This is a genomic window from Cecembia rubra (assembly GCF_003014575.1).
Taxonomy (GTDB): Bacteria; Bacteroidota; Bacteroidia; order Cytophagales; family Cyclobacteriaceae; genus Cecembia_A; species Cecembia_A rubra.
In genome coordinates, this window is the sequence record NZ_PYGF01000010.1 from 102,806 (window position 1) to 120,103 (window position 17,298).

Annotated in this window: 14 protein-coding genes; 7 read left to right on the forward strand and 7 right to left on the reverse strand. The window is 39.2% G+C overall.

What is annotated here, in order from left to right:
* Nucleotides 1-8 precede the first annotated feature (8 nt).
* From CLV48_RS16085 to argH, 5 genes are read left to right on the forward strand one after another with little or no spacing between them, the layout of a single operon-like run.
* Complete coding sequence (locus CLV48_RS16085) at nucleotides 9-1,139, forward strand: aspartate aminotransferase family protein (RefSeq protein ID WP_106568317.1); 1,131 nt, start codon at nucleotides 9-11, stop codon at nucleotides 1,137-1,139.
* A gap of 36 nt (nucleotides 1,140-1,175) precedes the next feature.
* Nucleotides 1,176-2,120, forward strand: a complete 945-nt coding sequence (locus CLV48_RS16090) for a Rossmann-fold NAD(P)-binding domain-containing protein (protein WP_106568318.1) — start codon at nucleotides 1,176-1,178, stop codon at nucleotides 2,118-2,120.
* A 33-nt stretch (nucleotides 2,121-2,153) separates the two neighbouring features.
* Complete coding sequence (argB, locus tag CLV48_RS16095; protein WP_106568319.1) at nucleotides 2,154-2,954, forward strand: acetylglutamate kinase; 801 nt, start codon at nucleotides 2,154-2,156, stop codon at nucleotides 2,952-2,954.
* A gap of 5 nt (nucleotides 2,955-2,959) precedes the next feature.
* Nucleotides 2,960-4,033 (forward strand): M20 family metallo-hydrolase, encoded by a 1,074-nt coding sequence (locus tag CLV48_RS16100; RefSeq protein WP_106568320.1) that lies wholly within the window; start codon nucleotides 2,960-2,962, stop codon nucleotides 4,031-4,033.
* 37 nt (nucleotides 4,034-4,070) lie between these two features.
* The gene (argH, locus tag CLV48_RS16105) at nucleotides 4,071-5,408 is read left to right on the forward strand and encodes an argininosuccinate lyase (RefSeq protein WP_106568321.1); all 1,338 of its coding nucleotides are present in this window, start codon (nucleotides 4,071-4,073) and stop codon (nucleotides 5,406-5,408) included.
* Nucleotide 5,409: 1 nt separating this feature from the next.
* Here argH and CLV48_RS16110 read toward each other — a convergent pair whose 3' ends face one another.
* The 5 genes from CLV48_RS16110 to CLV48_RS16130 form a co-directional block, all read right to left on the reverse strand.
* Nucleotides 5,410-5,931 (reverse strand): hypothetical protein, encoded by a 522-nt coding sequence (locus tag CLV48_RS16110; RefSeq protein ID WP_106568322.1) that lies wholly within the window; start codon nucleotides 5,929-5,931, stop codon nucleotides 5,410-5,412.
* A 13-nt stretch (nucleotides 5,932-5,944) separates the two neighbouring features.
* On the reverse strand, nucleotides 5,945-7,240 hold the full coding sequence (locus CLV48_RS16115; RefSeq protein WP_106568323.1) for a hypothetical protein: 1,296 nt from the start codon (nucleotides 7,238-7,240) through the stop codon (nucleotides 5,945-5,947).
* An 11-nt stretch (nucleotides 7,241-7,251) separates the two neighbouring features.
* Complete coding sequence (locus tag CLV48_RS16120; protein WP_245889583.1) at nucleotides 7,252-7,827, reverse strand: YceI family protein; 576 nt, start codon at nucleotides 7,825-7,827, stop codon at nucleotides 7,252-7,254.
* 199 nt (nucleotides 7,828-8,026) lie between these two features.
* Nucleotides 8,027-9,697 carry a DUF6909 family protein gene (locus CLV48_RS16125; RefSeq protein WP_106568324.1) on the reverse strand — a complete coding sequence of 557 codons (1,671 nt, stop codon included), beginning with the start codon at nucleotides 9,695-9,697 and terminating at the stop codon, nucleotides 8,027-8,029.
* Nucleotides 9,698-9,799: 102 nt separating this feature from the next.
* Entirely contained in the window at nucleotides 9,800-10,384 is a 585-nt protein-coding gene (locus tag CLV48_RS16130) for a DinB family protein (protein ID WP_245889584.1), read from the reverse strand.
* A 1-nt stretch (nucleotide 10,385) separates the two neighbouring features.
* On the opposite strand from CLV48_RS16130, the gene CLV48_RS16135 reads away from it, so the two are divergent.
* Both CLV48_RS16135 and CLV48_RS16140 read left to right on the forward strand, forming a co-directional pair.
* On the forward strand, nucleotides 10,386-11,738 hold the full coding sequence (locus tag CLV48_RS16135) for a M28 family metallopeptidase (RefSeq protein ID WP_106568325.1): 1,353 nt from the start codon (nucleotides 10,386-10,388) through the stop codon (nucleotides 11,736-11,738).
* Nucleotides 11,739-12,133: 395 nt separating this feature from the next.
* On the forward strand, nucleotides 12,134-12,661 hold the full coding sequence (locus CLV48_RS16140) for an REP-associated tyrosine transposase (protein WP_106568326.1): 528 nt from the start codon (nucleotides 12,134-12,136) through the stop codon (nucleotides 12,659-12,661).
* A gap of 208 nt (nucleotides 12,662-12,869) precedes the next feature.
* On the opposite strand, the gene CLV48_RS16145 is transcribed toward CLV48_RS16140, so the two are convergent.
* A complete protein-coding gene (locus tag CLV48_RS16145; protein ID WP_106568327.1) occupies nucleotides 12,870-14,579 on the reverse strand; it encodes a sodium:solute symporter family protein in 1,710 nt (569 codons plus the stop codon).
* Nucleotides 14,580-14,666: 87 nt separating this feature from the next.
* Complete coding sequence (locus tag CLV48_RS16150; RefSeq protein WP_106568328.1) at nucleotides 14,667-17,129, reverse strand: PIG-L family deacetylase; 2,463 nt, start codon at nucleotides 17,127-17,129, stop codon at nucleotides 14,667-14,669.
* Between the last annotated feature and the right edge of the window lie 169 nt (nucleotides 17,130-17,298).

Sequence of the window (17,298 nt, forward strand, 5' to 3'; positions counted from 1 at the left end):
AGAAGATCATGAATCTATTTGACGTATATCCACTTATCAATGTTACACCAGTTAAGGCTCTTGGTGCCAGATTATGGGATGATCATGGGGAAGAATACCTGGACCTCTATGGTGGTCATGCTGTAATTTCCATAGGCCATAGCCATCCTCATTTCAATCAAGCTATCAAAGATCAGTTGGACAAAATAACATTCTACTCAAACTCTGTTCAAATACCCATACAAAAAGCCTTTGCCCAAAAACTGGGAGAGCTTTCAGGATACAAGGACTATAACCTATTTCTGTGCAATTCCGGAGCAGAAGCAAATGAAAATGCGCTTAAATTAGCCTCCTTTGCTACTGGGAGATCAGGCTTTATCAGCTTCTCAGGAGCTTTCCATGGGAGAACTTCCGGAGCTGTAGTGCTTACTGACAACCCAAAAATCATAGCCCCCTGTAATCAAAGGACAGATGCCCATATCCTTCCCTGGGGAGATTATGGAGCAGTGGAAGCTAAGATTAAGCAAGGAAATATAGCCGGAATTATCATAGAAGGAATACAAGGAGTGGGTGGAATACATGTACCTGAGCCTAGCTTTCTGATTTCAATTTCAGAATTGGCAAAAGAGCATGGGGCCAAACTTATTTTGGACGAAGTGCAATCAGGATACGGTAGAACAGGCAGGTTTTTTGCCCATCAGTGGGTTGAAGGACTTCAACCTGATCTGATCACCACCGCTAAAGGTATGGGAAATGGCTTTCCAATCGGAGGAGTTCTGATCCATCCTGACATTCAAGCTTCTCATGGTCTACTGGGCACGACTTTTGGAGGTAATCACCTTGCTTGTGCTGCAGGAATGGCTGTCTTGGAGGTAATTGAAAAAGAACAATTATTAGAGCACGCCTACGAAATGGGTGAATACCTGATAGCTGAACTTAAAACTATAAGAGGTATAAAGGAAGTTAGGGGCAAAGGCTTGATGATAGGGATAGACCTTGACAGGGAATCTGGCCCTGTTCGTTCTGAATTGGTAAAGCAATACAAAATATTTACCGGAAGTTCAGCAGGAAAACATACTATTCGTTTGCTTCCTCCATTAAATATTAAAATAAATGAACTATCTTCGTTTTTGGATAGTTTGAAGAAAATTTTGGACTGAATGTCTCCGCGAGACATTATTACAATTTAAGATAGAATGAAGTATTTTACTCAATTTGAATCCAAGGCATTAGCTGACCAACTTATAGAAAAAGCATTGTTTTACAAAGCCAATCCCAGAATTGACCAGGAAAAAGGAGCAGGCAAAAGGATTGGTTGTATTTTCTTAAACCCTTCTCTCCGAACTAGAGCGAGCACACAAATCGCTGCGCTTAATTTAGGTATGGAACCCATTGTTATGAACATGGACAAGGAAGGCTGGGCATTGGAAATGAAGGAAGGAGTGGTAATGAACAAAGGAACGGTGGAACATATCAAGGATGCAGCTGCTGTATTAGGTTCATATTTTGATATACTTGCCATACGCGCTTTCCCCAGTCTTACCAATAAACAAGAGGACATCGAAGATTTTATTTTCAATCAGTTTATAAAATATTCAGGTGCTCCTGTGATCAGTTTGGAAAGTGCAATCCGCCATCCACTTCAAAGTCTTGCTGATATGGTGACCATCAGAGAGCAGTCCGGCGATGCTAAAAAAGTGAAGGTCGTACTTACCTGGGCTCCTCATATTAAGGCTATTCCCCATGCAGTCGCAAATTCCTTTTCAGAATGGGCAATCGGATGCGGGCATGATCTGACCATCACCCATCCTGAAGGATATCAATTGGATCCCATTTTCACCAATGGAGCAAATATTGAATTAGACCAGCAAAAAGCCCTTGAAGATGCGGATTTTGTATATGTAAAAAACTGGTCGGCTTTTAATGATTATGGAAAAATCGTGACCACTGACAATTCTTGGATGCTAACCGAAAAACATTTTAGGCATGCTAAGAAAGCAAAAGTTATGCATTGCCTTCCGGTCAGACGCAACCTGGAACTATCCGACGAAATTCTGGATGGAAAAAGAAGCATTGTACAGGAACAGGCCAATAACAGAATTTATGCGGCACAATCAGTGATCAGCCATATTCTTGGCTGATCTAACTTACCACTAACCATCAACCATAAAGTCATGAATGTCAGCATCATCAAAATCGGGGGAAACGTCATCGACTTTCCAGAAAAGTTGGACGAATTTCTTTACCTTTTCTCAAGGTTTCCAGGAAAGAAAATCCTAATCCATGGAGGTGGTGTCCTAGCTTCCAAATTTGGAGAAAGCCTTGGAGTAATGCCGGAAATGGTAGACGGTAGAAGAATTACAGATAAGGACACCCTAGACATCGTCACAATGGTCTATGCAGGCCTTATCAACAAGCAAATAGTAGCCAAACTCCAGGCATTGAAACAAAATGCCTTAGGAATGACAGGTGCCGATGGCAACTTGATAAGATCTGTCAAAAGGCCAGTTAAAAACATAGATTATGGATTTGTGGGGGACATTCAAGAAGTGAATACGGATCTCTTACAAACTTTGCTGGATGCAGATATTATCCCCGTGGTCTGTGCTATTACACATGATAAAAAGGGGCAACTCCTAAATACCAATGCAGATGGAATTGCATCTGAAATAGCAACCAATCTCTCCAAAAAATTTAAAGTCAATCTTTATTTCTGTTTCAATAAAGCAGGTGTATTGATCGATGAAAAAAATGAAAATTCGATTGTCCCATTGATCAATGAGGAGATTTATGAAGAATTAAAGAAAGAGAATGTAATCCATTCCGGCATGATACCTAAATTAGACAATGCCTTTGCTGCACTACAAAAAGGGGTTAATCATGTTTGGATTGGAAAAGCTGAAAATTTATTGTTAGCATCCAAAGGAAAACTATCAGGAACCACCATTGAAAGGCACAAGTACGACTTGTATTGAAAAAAATGGGTAATTTGATACAGGAAATTTCTGAAGAGGCTATCCTCTTGTTAAAATCCCTCATTGAAATTCCTTCACTAAGTAAAGAGGAAAATAAAACTGCTGACTTAATCCAAGGTTTTTTGGAGAGTAAAGCTGTTGTTACACACCGGAAGGGTAACAATGTTTGGGCTTTTTCAAAAAATCAACTGGAAAACCAGCCCTATATTTTGCTCAATTCCCATCATGATACCGTAAAACCCAACGCAGGCTATACCAAAGATCCATTTCAAGCCATCCAGGAAAATGGAAAACTTTTTGGTTTGGGGAGCAATGATGCAGGTGGCTGTCTGGTAAGTCTGATTGCAACATTCTTGTACTTTCAAAACCGTAATTTACCCTTCAACTTGGTTGTAGCAGCAACTGCTGAAGAAGAAATATCAGGAAAAAACGGGATTGAATGTATCTTACCGGAGTTGCCTGCTTTTGAATTGGCGATTGTCGGAGAACCTACCCTAATGCAAATGGCTGTTGCTGAAAAAGGCCTTCTGGTAATTGATGCAACTGTTAAAGGAAAAGCCGGACATGCTGCAAGGGAGGAAGGAGATAATGCCATTTACAAAGCTTTGGAAGACCTGAACGTCATTAGAAATTACCAATTTCAAAAAACTTCCCCCTTCTTAGGAAAAAGTAAAGTTACTGCTACCATCATACAAGCTGGAACGCAACACAATGTAATCCCAGACCTCTGCCAATATACATTGGATGCAAGAATTACTGATGCCTATACTTTGGAAGAAGCATTGGAAGAGTTAAAAACTGTATTGAAAGCGGAACTCCTGCCCCGATCGTTGAGATTAAATTCCTCAAAAGTACCTATTGGACATAAGATCCTTGAAGTAGGCGAGATTTTGAACTTAACCAAATATGGTAGTCCTACCCTTTCAGACCAAGCACTTATCCCCTATCCATCTGTCAAAATAGGCCCTGGGGATTCTGCAAGATCACATACTCCTGATGAATTTATTTACCTGAATGAAATCCATGAGGGCATCAAAGGCTATATCCAAATTCTGGAAACCTATGCTGCATTAAGTTAAATTAGAAATTGTCCCCAATAGATAAAAAAATTCAAGCATGAAACTCTGGCAAAAAAATACAAGTGCAAAAAAAGAAGTAGAAAATTTCACTATAGGCAGGGATCCGGAATTTGACATTTTATTGGCCCCTTTTGATGTACTAGCTTCCATGGCCCATGCCATTATGCTTGAGAAAATTGCACTTTTGTCCACTTCCGAACTTGAAACCTTATTGAAAGGATTGAGGGAAATCTATTTTGAAATAGAAAAGGGTGAATTTAAAATTGATGAAGGAGTAGAAGACGTACATTCCCAAGTAGAATTCCTACTTACCCAGCGGTATGGTGAAGTAGGAAAAAAACTTCATAGCGGAAGGTCTAGAAATGATCAAGTACTGGTTGATCTTAAATTGTATTACAGAACTGCTATACGTGATATTACTGAAGCTACAGAGGAATTGTTTGGCCTATTGTTAGAACTTGCAGAAAAACATAAAGCTGATTTGATGCCAGGCTACACACATACTCAATTGGCCATGCCTTCGTCTTTTGGGCTATGGTTTGGCTCTTTTGCAGAAAGCCTTGCTGAAGACATGGACTTGCTTTTTGCTGCCTATAAATTAAGCAATAAAAACCCCCTTGGATCAGCAGCAGGTTATGGTTCTTCCTTTCCTCTGAACAGGACCTTGACCACAACTTTGTTGGGTTTTGAAGACTTGCACCATAATGTGGTAAATGCACAAAACAGCCGGGGAAAAACTGAAAAAAACCTGTCATTTGCTATGGCAGGGATTGCAGGCACCTTGAACAAAATGGCTGCAGATGTCTGTATTTTCATGAACCAGCATTTTGGATTTATAAGTTTCCCGGACAACCTGACCACAGGAAGCAGCATCATGCCGCATAAGAAAAACCCGGATGTTTTTGAATTGATCAGGGCAAAAACCAATCAGATCCAATCCATTCCCAATCAGGTCAGCTTCCTATTGACCAATATGACTACAGGTTACCATAGGGATCTTCAGCTCTTGAAAGAACTAATCTTTCCGGGAATTGAAACACTTTTGGACTGCATCAATATGTCTACTTTTATGCTGAAAGAAATAAAAGTTAAGAAAGAAATTCTTAATGACAGTTTTTTCCAACATGTATTCAGTGTTGAGGTAGTCAATGACTTAGTTCTACAGGGTATACCTTTCCGAGATGCCTATAAAAAGGTAGGTTTGGACATAGAATCCGGAAACTTCCAACCTGACCAATCAAAAGTAAATCATATTCATGAAGGTAGCATTGGCAACCTCTGTTTGGAGGAAATCAACAAAAAGATGCAATTGGCTATAGGGCAATTTGATTTCGAACAATCTTCTACCTCGCTCAAAAAATTAATAGAAGGCTGACCTAAAAAGACAGCTTAAACTCAAGCATCAACTCCTCTTCTACCTTTACCAAGCCTCCAAGTTTCTTGGGGGCTTCCAGTTCAAGTTCATTAAAACTTAATATCAGCTTTGCAGCTATTCCATCAGGGGTCCTTTTAAGGGGTAATTCTTTGTAATGCATTCTTTTTCCAACTATATCCACGGTCAAATCGCAAGAATAATGCCCATAGTTAGATTTTAGGTTTCTTACCCGGACTTTAGCATGTGGATACTTATCAGCTTTAATGGTTTTACGGAAATCCTTGTTGAGTAAAAAATTCCCGCAGGAAAAATCATCGACGGGTATGTCAAAAACCAATTCTTTTGATTTCAGAGGAGTGTCAATAAAAAGCGTGTCCCTTAAGCTGTTCTTTGCATATTCACAATTGAATCCACCGATGGAGGTCTGACCACTTACAGTGATCTTTTTCTTTGTTACTATGACCTCCTTTTCTTCTTTATAAGGACTCAAAAGAATCAGCAAAAGTGCTAAAAGGACACGCATGGGAGTTGATATTTTAGAAGCCTACCACTGCTTCAATCATTAGACCTTTGAAATTACCACCATTTCGGATATCGTTAGCAGCAAAACCATTGTAGTTTTGGTTAACATATTCCAATTTAGCCAATAAATTCTTGGTTACAAACCAACCGCCACCTACTTGAACCCTGTCGATACTCACGTCCAAACCAGATCCAAACAAAGTGCCTTCTACTTTATTGTATCTTCCGGCCACATAGAATTTTTCATGGGTTCCAAATCTGTACAATAAGTCAGTTCCGATTTGAGTCCAGGTCCTATCATTTGCTTCACCTCGAGCTGCTCCTTTAGATTGCTCATAGTTACCGAAAAATTCTAATCCATGGAATTTCACAAAGGGGTTGATTACCCAAGCAGTGATATTATTGGTTTGATTTGGGTTAAATCTACCGGAAGTAAATTGAGCTGCTGTAGTAGCCAATGTGTTTTCCATTACAAGATAATATCTTGAACCTGCCCTATCTCCGCCCCAAAGGGTGTTTCTTTGAGATCCAGAAGTAGTGTAGATAGATCCAGTCAATCTTACTCTCAGATCATCGGCCACATATTTATCATAACCGAATTTACCTATAAAGTTTGGTTTTCTGTTTTCAGGGAAGGTAATACCACCTTGAATCTCTCCACCTGTCACTGCAGCCATTGCCAACCAGCCATTGCTTTGGAAGAAGACTTCACCACCTACTTCAGTAGTAAAAGCATCCATGATATAATTTCCTACAAATGGATTCCAGAATGCATTACCGTTATCAGATCTTCTGAAGTGGGCATCACCATAGTTGATCTCCATGTGTCCAACTCTTACAGTCAGGTATTTGTCAAACCAATCTGTGTTACCCAAGTTTAAGAAGCCTAATTTATCTACCTGAATAAATCCACCTTTTACCCAAGCTTCAGGATGGTGGCGGGAAGAAAGGTATGTAATCAGGTTCATCCTTACACCATCTGCCAATGCAACATCAATATTGAGGTTAGCAGTAGCTAGGTTTGTTCCGGCACCAATGTCTATCAGTTGATTTAAATTAACACCATTGGCATTAACATTTGGTGCAGCAGTATTTGAATGGCTCAAGTTCTGCCATTGCTGGGCAAAATGACCACCAATTCTAACACGCATACCTTCATATGCTACTGAATCTTCTTTACCAGTTTCGAAGATGTTCAATCCTCTTTGATCATACGGTCTCCAGAATTGCATATCTCTCTGAAGTCCCTGTGCCATACCGGAAAAAACTAATCCGATTATTGCGATTGCGGAAAATAAAACCTTTTTCATTGTTGTGGAATTTAATTGTTCGGTTGAAATGTTGTTTTGAATTTGATAGTAATCTCATCTCTTGTTTTGACTGTACCCAACAGTGCAGTCGGTGGATCTATGGAATAATCCGTAAGTTTGGTATTGTAGCTTCCTTCAAAAGTAACCCGGTTTCCATTTTGAGTTACTTTTACCGGGAAGCTGGCAGGCTTGGTTACCCCTGCAATGGTGAAGTCTCCTTTGGCCTGATAGCTGTTGCCACTTCCTGTAAGCTCCTTCAGAGTAAATTTCACCTCTTTGTTTTTCTTAGTATCAAGAGCCTTGTAAGCATTGGCATCAAGACCCTTGGTGCCGCTTTTCAAGCTTTCTGCTTCCATACTTACCTGAAGGCTTCTGATTCCTTTAAATTGATTGCCTTCGATAATAAACTGTCCTTCACCTTTAGCTGCATTGGAAGTCATATCCCAATCGTGTAGTGAAGACCCCCCCTCTACCTTCAGTTCCGGTGAGGGCGCTAGAATATATTTTACTTGTGCTTCAACTGACCATTGAACTGAGATCAGGATAATTACCATTATCGCCGATATCCATTTTTTCCTTGTCATCATAATCTGTTGTGGTTGATCTTTGAAACAAATTTGGCTAACTAAAGGCACTTAGATCATGATGAAAATCATATTTGGGTATGATTAAAAGCACAACTAAAAAATTGATAAAAAAACAAAATCAAAAGAAAAATCTTCCTCAAAAATCAGAAGAAGGTTTTGAAAATTTTACTATAAATAAAATAAAATTCTTTTAATCGCTTTACGAAAACAAGCTTTGCAATATTTTGTATGTAATGAGATAGGTTGGCCTTACACCTTCCATTCCTAAAGCTCCCGAAGCCAAAGTACTTCCTGTCTCAAGTGGATTATCAGAAGCATAATAAGCATAAAGGACTTTTACGTTCTTTTTGATACTCTGTCTTATCCTACTTTCTGATTGTATCGCTTTTTGGTAGTGCGCTCCTTCCATTTCTAAGCCTATTGCTTTCCAGGAAGATTCCATCAGGTAACTCAAAACATCCTTATTCTGTAATGAAGTACCCAATACAGTAAACATTGTACCTTGGTAAACTCCTAAGCCATATCCTTCAAAATCCTTTTTACTCAGTTCGTTTTTGAAGGGATAGTTATCTGCTGTTCCTTCAAAGACATGGCTATCGGGAATCATAATATCACCTTTTTTCCCAGTTAAAATTCCCGCCTTGCCCATGATGGAAGCCGAAAGAACATTCAACGGAAATACTTTGCCCTCTTCAGGCTCATATGGCTTGAGCAATTCATCAAAACACTCGTAGGCCTGCTCCCCAAAGGCATAATCCATAACCAGGATTACAGGCCTCTTTTGTAATTCCACTGGCAATTCACAACCTGGAAGAACAGTCTTTTTGGACATTGCGGCAGTATCAATTATCTGCACATGGATATTGGTTCCTGATTCATCCATCACTTCAGTGAATCCGTTTTTCTGAGCATAGTTCAGTATTTCTTTGCCTTTGTTATTTTTGGCACCGACACTTATGTCCATAGCGGTTTTCTCAATTTCCTCAAATGAATTAAGCCCTAATGCCTGATGGCCATAAATGGTATTGAGAAAACTGTGCAGATTAGCAGACACGATATGCAAAGGCCTGTCAATAAGATTATTATCAAATAAAACCTTTTTGATCTTATTGGCCCATAATTCACCATAGACGTGGTGTCCGACCCTGATTCTTAAAGTTGAAGAAAATGAAATTTCCCTATCTTTACCATCAAATGCCTCATCCATTGCCAATTTACCCAAGTGATAAACTATCCTGAATAAGCTATTGGTATGGGGTGAAGATTCAAATTTCTGTACAGCCTCATGTGTCTCATCAAAAGTCCTTCCAATGACATGACTCAGATAGGAACTTGCCACTTCTTTGTCAAACTCCTCTCCATTTTCCTCTTTGACAACAATTTTTTCCAACATCTCCCAATTCAGATCAATTCTCCCCTTAGGATCCGTACTGTTACCCCTTATTTTTTCGGATTCAATATATAGGAATGTAAGATGGGTCAAAATATCATAAATATCTGACCTTCCTCTAGTCATCTCCACATACATCTGATCCTGATCCACTCTGTAACAGTTTCTCTTCCTTTTTGCAGGAACAATGGCAGGAAAAGTAGAATTTTCATATCCTTCTCTACTGATCAGACGGATGTAACGGCACTCTTCTATTCCCCTTGGCAACCTTTCCATTACATATAGCAAGCCATCAAGCTCTATTTTTTCATCCTGCGCTAAGAGACCATATATCTCCGGACTTAACACCAAAAGTGAATCCACCAAAGACTCGCCCGAAACACCCATCGGCTTATAAGACCCCCTCATAAATAGGTGTCTCATAGTGATATAAAGTCTTTCAATCGCTGCCCTGGATTCTTGTGCTCTCGTTCTTTTCATAGTTTATAAAATTATTTTGTATTAGATAAATTCGACAAAACTACGAATTTTTACCCAATTGGAGGGATAATTTTTGTATTATATCCCATATCCCTCTAAAAATCAAATATATCTATCCTTCAAAATATTCAAATGATGAATGGTATGTCCGGCGATGATATTAAATAGTGCTCTTACAGTTACGGAAGTATTATTAGCAATTCCAACATTGGCATAACTAGATTTCGGTAAATTTTTCAACATAGATACCAGGGCAAACCTGGACAATTCAAACTCTTCCAACAAATGGCCCAAAGCTATTTCATTGAACTTGCCATGGATCACATAGGCATCCTGGTCATATCCCGGCAGGGAGGTATTTTCTCCTCTTGCGATTGAAAGTGCCCTATAGGCCATGATCCGGTCTGTGTCAGTAATATGGCCCAAAACTTCTTTGGCAGACCACTTTCCTTCAGTATAAGCAAGATTGCTTTTGCTTTCTCCCAATTTGTCATAGATATTCCTTACTTCCTGAATTTGAGAAATCAGGATTTCGGGTATATCTCTCCCTTTGACCCAAGAAATATAATTTTCATAATAGGCACCATATTCGCCTGCTTGTGGTATCAATAATTCGTTCATGTAAATTACTTTTTGAATGGAAATATCTACAGGTAAATTTAAACCAATCAAACTGATGTAAGGCATAATGAAAAGAATTTTAATCCTAATCACTCTATTTATCATAAGCAATCAAAGCTTTGCCCAGATCCAGATCATACATAGAGATGCTGCGATTGAGTCAATGGTCAATGAAATCTCTGCAGAAAACCTAGAAAAATATGTTCGGGACCTGGCAGGATTCAGGACCCGTCATTCGTTGAGCAAAGACAATCCCAAAGAAGGAATTGTCGCATCCCAGAAATATGTTTTGGACCTATTTAAGTCTTTTGAACCTCATGCTCAGGGAAGACTAAGTTCATATATTGACACATTTACCATTCCGTCTGATGGACGAAGAATACCTCAGGATGCTAAAATGGGCAATGTAATGGCAACACTGAAAGGTACCGATCCAAAGGATGACAGAATTTTTATAATTTCTGCCCATATTGACAGCAGGGCTTTAGATGTAATGAATACAGAAATAGACGCTCCAGGGGCCAATGATGATGGTTCGGGAGTTGCTGCCATCATTGAGCTCACCAGAATCATGTCCAAAAGGAGTTTTCCCGCAACAATACTTTTTGTCGTAGTTTCAGGCGAAGAACAAGGACTGAAAGGTGCAGCCTATTTGGCTGAAAAAGCTAAAAATGAAAACTGGAACTTGGTAGCCATGTTGAACAATGACATGATAGGCAATAGCAATTCCTCAGAAACCAATATCAATGACAATACCAGAGTGAGAATTTTCTCTGAAGGTGTTCCAGCAGCAGAAACAGAAAGAATGGCTGCCATCCGAAGGTATACCAATGGAGAGAATGACAGCAAATCCCGTCAATTGGCCAGATACATGAAAGAACTTGGGGAAAGGTACGTAGATCAGCTGGAAGTCAAACTGCTCTACAGAAACGACCGGTTCTTAAGGGGAGGTGATCATACTCCATTTGCACAGCAAGGCTTTACCGCTATTCGGGTCTGCGAAATGAATGAAAACTACTACCACCAACATGAGAATGTCCGATTTGAAAATGGAATTCAATATGGAGACCTGCCTGAATTTGTAGATTATGAATACATGAGGAAGGTGACAGGTATTAATCTGGCTTCATTGGCCTCTTTGGCTTCTGCACCCTCTGAACCCACCAATGTAGGGATAGATGTAAGAAGATTAAGCAATACTTCCACACTAAGATGGGAAGCTCCTGAAAAAGGCAAAGCGAAGGGTTATTATGTACTCATGCGTGAAACAGATGCATCTATGTGGCAGAAGAAATTCTATACTGAAGATACCAACCTGACCATCCCTTATTCCAAAGACAACTATTTCTTTGCCGTTCAGGCTGTAGGTGAAGGGGGGCATGAAAGCATGGCCGTTTTCCCTCAGCCTATAACGAGGTAATTGCTTCTTGAAATTTGCAATTTCGGGAACGGATAAAGCGGATTTTTAATCCGCATAAACTTCCTTTTGAGAATCCAGGGATCAAAAATCCCTATTATCGCTCTTCGGGATTAAAAATCCCGAAGAGCGGCGCTTCTTGAAATTTGCAATTTCGGGAACGGATAAAGCGGATTTTTAATCCGCATAAACTTCCTTTTGAGAATCCAGAGATCAAAAATCCCAATTATCACTCTTCGGGATTAAAAATCCTGAAGAGTGGCGCTTCTCGAAATTTGCAATTTCGAGAACGGATAAAGCGGATTTTCAATCCACAACATTATTTATCCGTTTACTTATCCGTTTAAGCTGAAGTTGATTTTATTAAAAGCCTCGATTTTTGCATCAAAACTTTATTTATGGGCTTTTCATATCAAATTCAAGATCAATTTGCTCCTCATTTTATTACTTTTACGGTTCGCCAATGGGTAGATGTTTTTACAAGAAAATGCTATGTGGAAATTCTCATTGAAAGCCTCAAATTTTGCCAAAAAAACAAAGGATTAAAAATCTATGCATGGGTTATTATGAGTAACCATTGTCATTTGATTATTTCTTCTGAAAAAGTACCTCTTTCTGATATCATTCGAGATTTCAAAAAATTCACCTCAAAGGCCATTTATGATGCAATATCAAAAAATCCAGAAGAAAGCAGGAAGAAATGGTTACTATGGATTTTAAAGAAGAACGAGAAAATTTGGTTTTGGAAAAATGGCTATCATGGAGAAGAGATTTTTTCAGAAAGCTTCATGATATCTAAAATAAATTATATCCACCAAAACCCAGTAAGAGCTGGGATTGTAGAAAAAGAAGAAGAATATATCTACAGCAGTTGTGGAGATTTTTATGGAATTAGAAAAGGTAAGATTGACTTGGAGGGTATTTGATTTTTTTTTAAGGATTAAAAATCCTCAGCATCGCTCTTCGGAATTGCAAATCCCGAAGAGCAGTGCTATAACGAGGTAATTGCTTCTTGAAATTTGCAATTTCGAGAATGGATAAGGCGGATTTTTAATCCGCATAAACTTCCTTTTGAGAATCCAGGGATCAAAAATCCCTATTATCGCTCTTCGGGATTAAAAATCCTGAAGAGCGTTACTTCCAATCCCTCTTCAACAACTGTATCAAACCTGCAAAAATCATCACAGCAAGACATCCAATCGCATTATACCATAAGAAGCCTATATTGATGTCGATTCCAAATAAGCTCCCTCCATTGTTGTAATGTATCAAAAGGATTAGGGCTTCTGCCAAAAACGCCGCAATAAACACTGCATTTCCTTTGATCCATTTCATATAAAAACCTACCACAAAAATCCCCAAGATCGTTCCATAGAACAGTGATCCCAGTAGATTGACTGCTTGGATCAGGTTTTCAAATAGGTTGGCATAGGTGGCAAAAAGGATGGCAAATATGCCCCAAAATGCGGTGAACATCTTTGAAGAAACAAGGTAATGGTATTGATTACCGGATTTCACAATGGATCTCTTATACACATCAATTGTTGTGGTGGAACCTAATGCGTTTAACTCCGAAGCAGTAGATGACATCGCTGCACTGAAAATTACCGCAAATAACAATCCTACAACTCCCTTGGGTAGGTAATCCATTACAAACCGCATAAAAACGTAATCCGTATCTCTGGTTTCAGCTCCGGGGCTATTTTTCACTATCAGCTCTTTGACTTCTGTCCTGATCTTTTCTTGCTGAACCTGATGTTCCTTGATCTTAGCTTTGGTATTTTGAATTGCTTCCTCATCATTGGCCTCCACTGCCTTAAGCAAAGTATTCAACTGCTGATTTTTCTCTTGAAATGCCTGCTTGAATTCTTCCTGCAACAATAAATAATCTTCCAAGTAGGCAGAATTTTCCAATTGTTCGGTCTGTACCTTATTAAATACCACAGGAGGTTGGAAGTATTGGTAAAAAACAAAAACCATTACTCCGATAAACAGGATAATAAACTGCATAGGAACTTTAAGCAATCCATTCATCATCAAACCCATCCGGCTTTGAGTCAGGGAACTGCCGGAAAGGTAACGCTGCACTTGGGACTGGTCTGTACCAAAATAAGACATAAAGAGAAACAGCGCTGCAGTCATCCCTGACCAGAAATTGTAGCGGTCTGCCAAATCCAACTCAAAATTGACAATATTGAGCTTATCCATTTTTCCAGCCACATGCAAAGCTTCAGTAAATTGTATCGGAAGCATCTGGATTACCAGAATTCCAGCTAAAACCATCCCTCCCATCATAATACCCATTTGCTGCTTTTGAGTGATACTCACTGCTCGGGTTCCTCCTGATACGGTATAAATGATTACCAGAACACCAATAAAAACATTTGTAAAGGTGAGGTTCCAACCCAAAAGCGTTGAAAGGATAATAGCAGGTGCATAGATGGTAATTCCGGCAGCCAAGCCCCTTTGAATCAAAAATAAAAAGGCAGCCAAGGTCCTTGTCTTTAGGTCAAAACGTTCCTCTAAAAACTCATAAGCGGTATACACCTTGAGTTTGTAATAAATGGGAAGAAATGTTGCCGATAGGATAATCATTGCCAACGGTAACCCAAAATAAAATTGGATGAAGCGCATCCCATCATCATATGCCTGGCCGGGTGTACTTAGGAAAGTGATTGCCGAAGCTTGCGTGGCCATAATCGAAAGACCAATCGTCCACCAGTTCATGTTCCCTGTTCCTCGGATATAGCTATCCATATCCCTGATCCCATAGGTCCTATACACCCCAATGCCAACAATTGTCAAGAGAGTTCCGAAGAGTACCAGCCAGTCGATTAAACTCATGAAAAACTTATTTTAAGCCAGTAAAATAAAAACACCAGGATCCCCAAAACTACCATTTGGGCAATATACCAATTCTTCCATTTGATGTTATCTTTCACTGGCCTGCTCAATTAGGTTGACAAAGATTTTGATGGCACCTGGAACACCTGCCGGCAGTTGCCTGAACCATGAAATACCGGAATAAGTATAAGTTCCCTTACCATATCTGGCATATAACAGTGATCCTTGTAATTCCGATTCTCCTGGATCCTGCATAGTTAAGGGGGCAGTATACAAAGGATCCCAATTCGAAGTGAAATACAGACCCCTTTCCTGAACCCAACCATTAAAATCGGATGCAATTATCCTATTTGGTCTCCTTAAAACAGGATGTGAAAAATCTGCATTTACCGGGGAATTTTCAACAGTCACGCGCTCTCTGGAAATACTGAATGGATAAGGACCTAAATCCCTTGTCAAAAGAGGAGAAGATGTATTATACTGAACTATCAAATTTCCTCCCTCCTTTACATATTCCATCAATTCATCCACATGAGTGGCGAGTCCCTGATTCACATTAAATGCACGGATACCTACAATCACCGTCGCAAAGTTTTTAAGTCTATTTTTTCTGATATCTGCATCATCTAAAATACTAACTTGATAACCCAAACTCCTCAATACCTCAGGCACATCATCTCCAGCTCCGGGAATATATCCCACTGTTTGTCCACTGATTTTGATGTCCATTTTCACCAAATTGATAGTGGTATTGGTAAAATAAGTCAGGTTAGGAATATGTTTATAAATGATCCTTTTGGTATCCTGGTGGAATTTTCTCCCGTCCTTTGTAACATAAGAAATTGTTAACTCTTTCTTTTCCTGATCAGAATCCAAAAATTTGATAAAGAAATCTTTTCTGTTCCTTCTTTCGTCTATTGATGAATCAATGATCTGATATTGCTTTGGCAAAATTCCGCTGATTTCAATTTCACCATCTAAAATTCTATTTCTGAAGCTTACCTCCACCTTAAGTAAATCATCAGCCCCGGGAATGATAAATAAATTGGATTTATCAAGACTCACATTGACCTCAGGAACCAAAGTAAAAGGCTGATTGATCTCCCCGTCAACCTGATCATTGTATTTATATTTCAACGGAAGAACCAATGTTAATGGCTGCCCATCTGCCAACAATTGGACAGTTCCCTGAATTGTGGAACCATTAACAGGAGGACCTATTTTTGAAATTTTCTCAATCTGAAACAAACTGTTTTCTATTGGTTTTTCAAGCCAGAAAGGCTGTGATACCGGATAATCCAAAGGAATCTGAATTTCAAAGTTCTTTACAAAAGGCTTATTGTTTACTGCCTGTGCATTTAGGTCATGAGAGAATATATCACTCTTAAAGGATTGGAGTGTCAACGGGAAGGCACTTGGGTTATTGAAAACCATTTCAACTGAGATTTTTTCACCCGGATAACCAATTTCCTTACGGATAACAAATTCAGACTTAATTCCCAACACATTCAGAATCATCTGATCAAGATGCGCTTTCTTTTCCACAAACCATTGATCTAAGAGGTCTTCAGATCCCAGAATTTTCTTAATTTCCAAGAGGTTCTTCACATTCTTCTCAGGCTCAATGAAATTAAACTCTTTGATTGCCTTATCAATAGATTGAAGGACAGAAGAACTGTTTTTTAATAACTTCCAGCGGGACTCAATCCCTTCAAAAGGAGATAAAGAAAACGGTTCACCTTGGATCATTTCAATAAAATCATTGCCCTGACCAATCTGTGAGGTTGACCCAAAACCTTGTGATTTGTGCATGGTACGACTATCTGCGGCAATTTGGGAATAGGTGGTCCCTAAAAGCGGATTGTACTCCCCTACCAAAAAGCGGTGATAAACTTTCCCCTCTTCAGGTTCATATTGACCACCCCAACTGTAGGCGTTCCAGAAAATCCGCTTAGCCTGCCAAGGATGCGCATATGTCAACTGCTCTGGAAAAATATTCTTGTCGGCTGCCTTGGTAAAGGCTTCAACGCTCAACATGGCAGAAGAGGTATGATGCCCGTGTGTGGTTCCAGGAATTGTATTGAAACGGTTTATAATTATGTCAGGCTGGAATTTTCTCACAATCCATACTACATCAGACAATAATTTTTCTTTGTCCCAGTTATTAAAAGTTTCATCAGGATTTTTGCTGAATCCAAAATCCAGAGCACGGCTGAAAAACTGCCTACCCCCATCGGTTTCCCTAGCTCTTAAAAGTTCATGTGTCCTGATCAAACCTAACTCAATGCCAAGTTCTTTTCCAATCAGGTTCTGACCTCCATCACCCCTGGTAAGTGAAAGGTAAGCTACATCAGCATGTTCTGCATTGGCCAAGTAGGCAATCAGTCTTGTGTTTTCATCATCCGGATGGGCAGCAACATAAAGTACCCTTTTGGTTTCTTTAAACCTCAATAAATCATGATAAATTACAGATGAAGGTGTGGTTTGGGCGAAGGATAAAATGGAAAGAAAATAAATTAAGCTAAATAGCCACCATTTTGGGTTTCTCATAATCTGTCAATTTGGGGAAATCTACGGTAATGAATTAATAATAAAAACTGATTTTTATATCAATGGGTTTTGAAGGTTGTTAAATGATCTTAATAACCGTTTGATGTAAAAAGGATTTTTCATCCATTCCTTGAAAGATCAAAAAAAAACCGGACTTCGACAGCCCGGT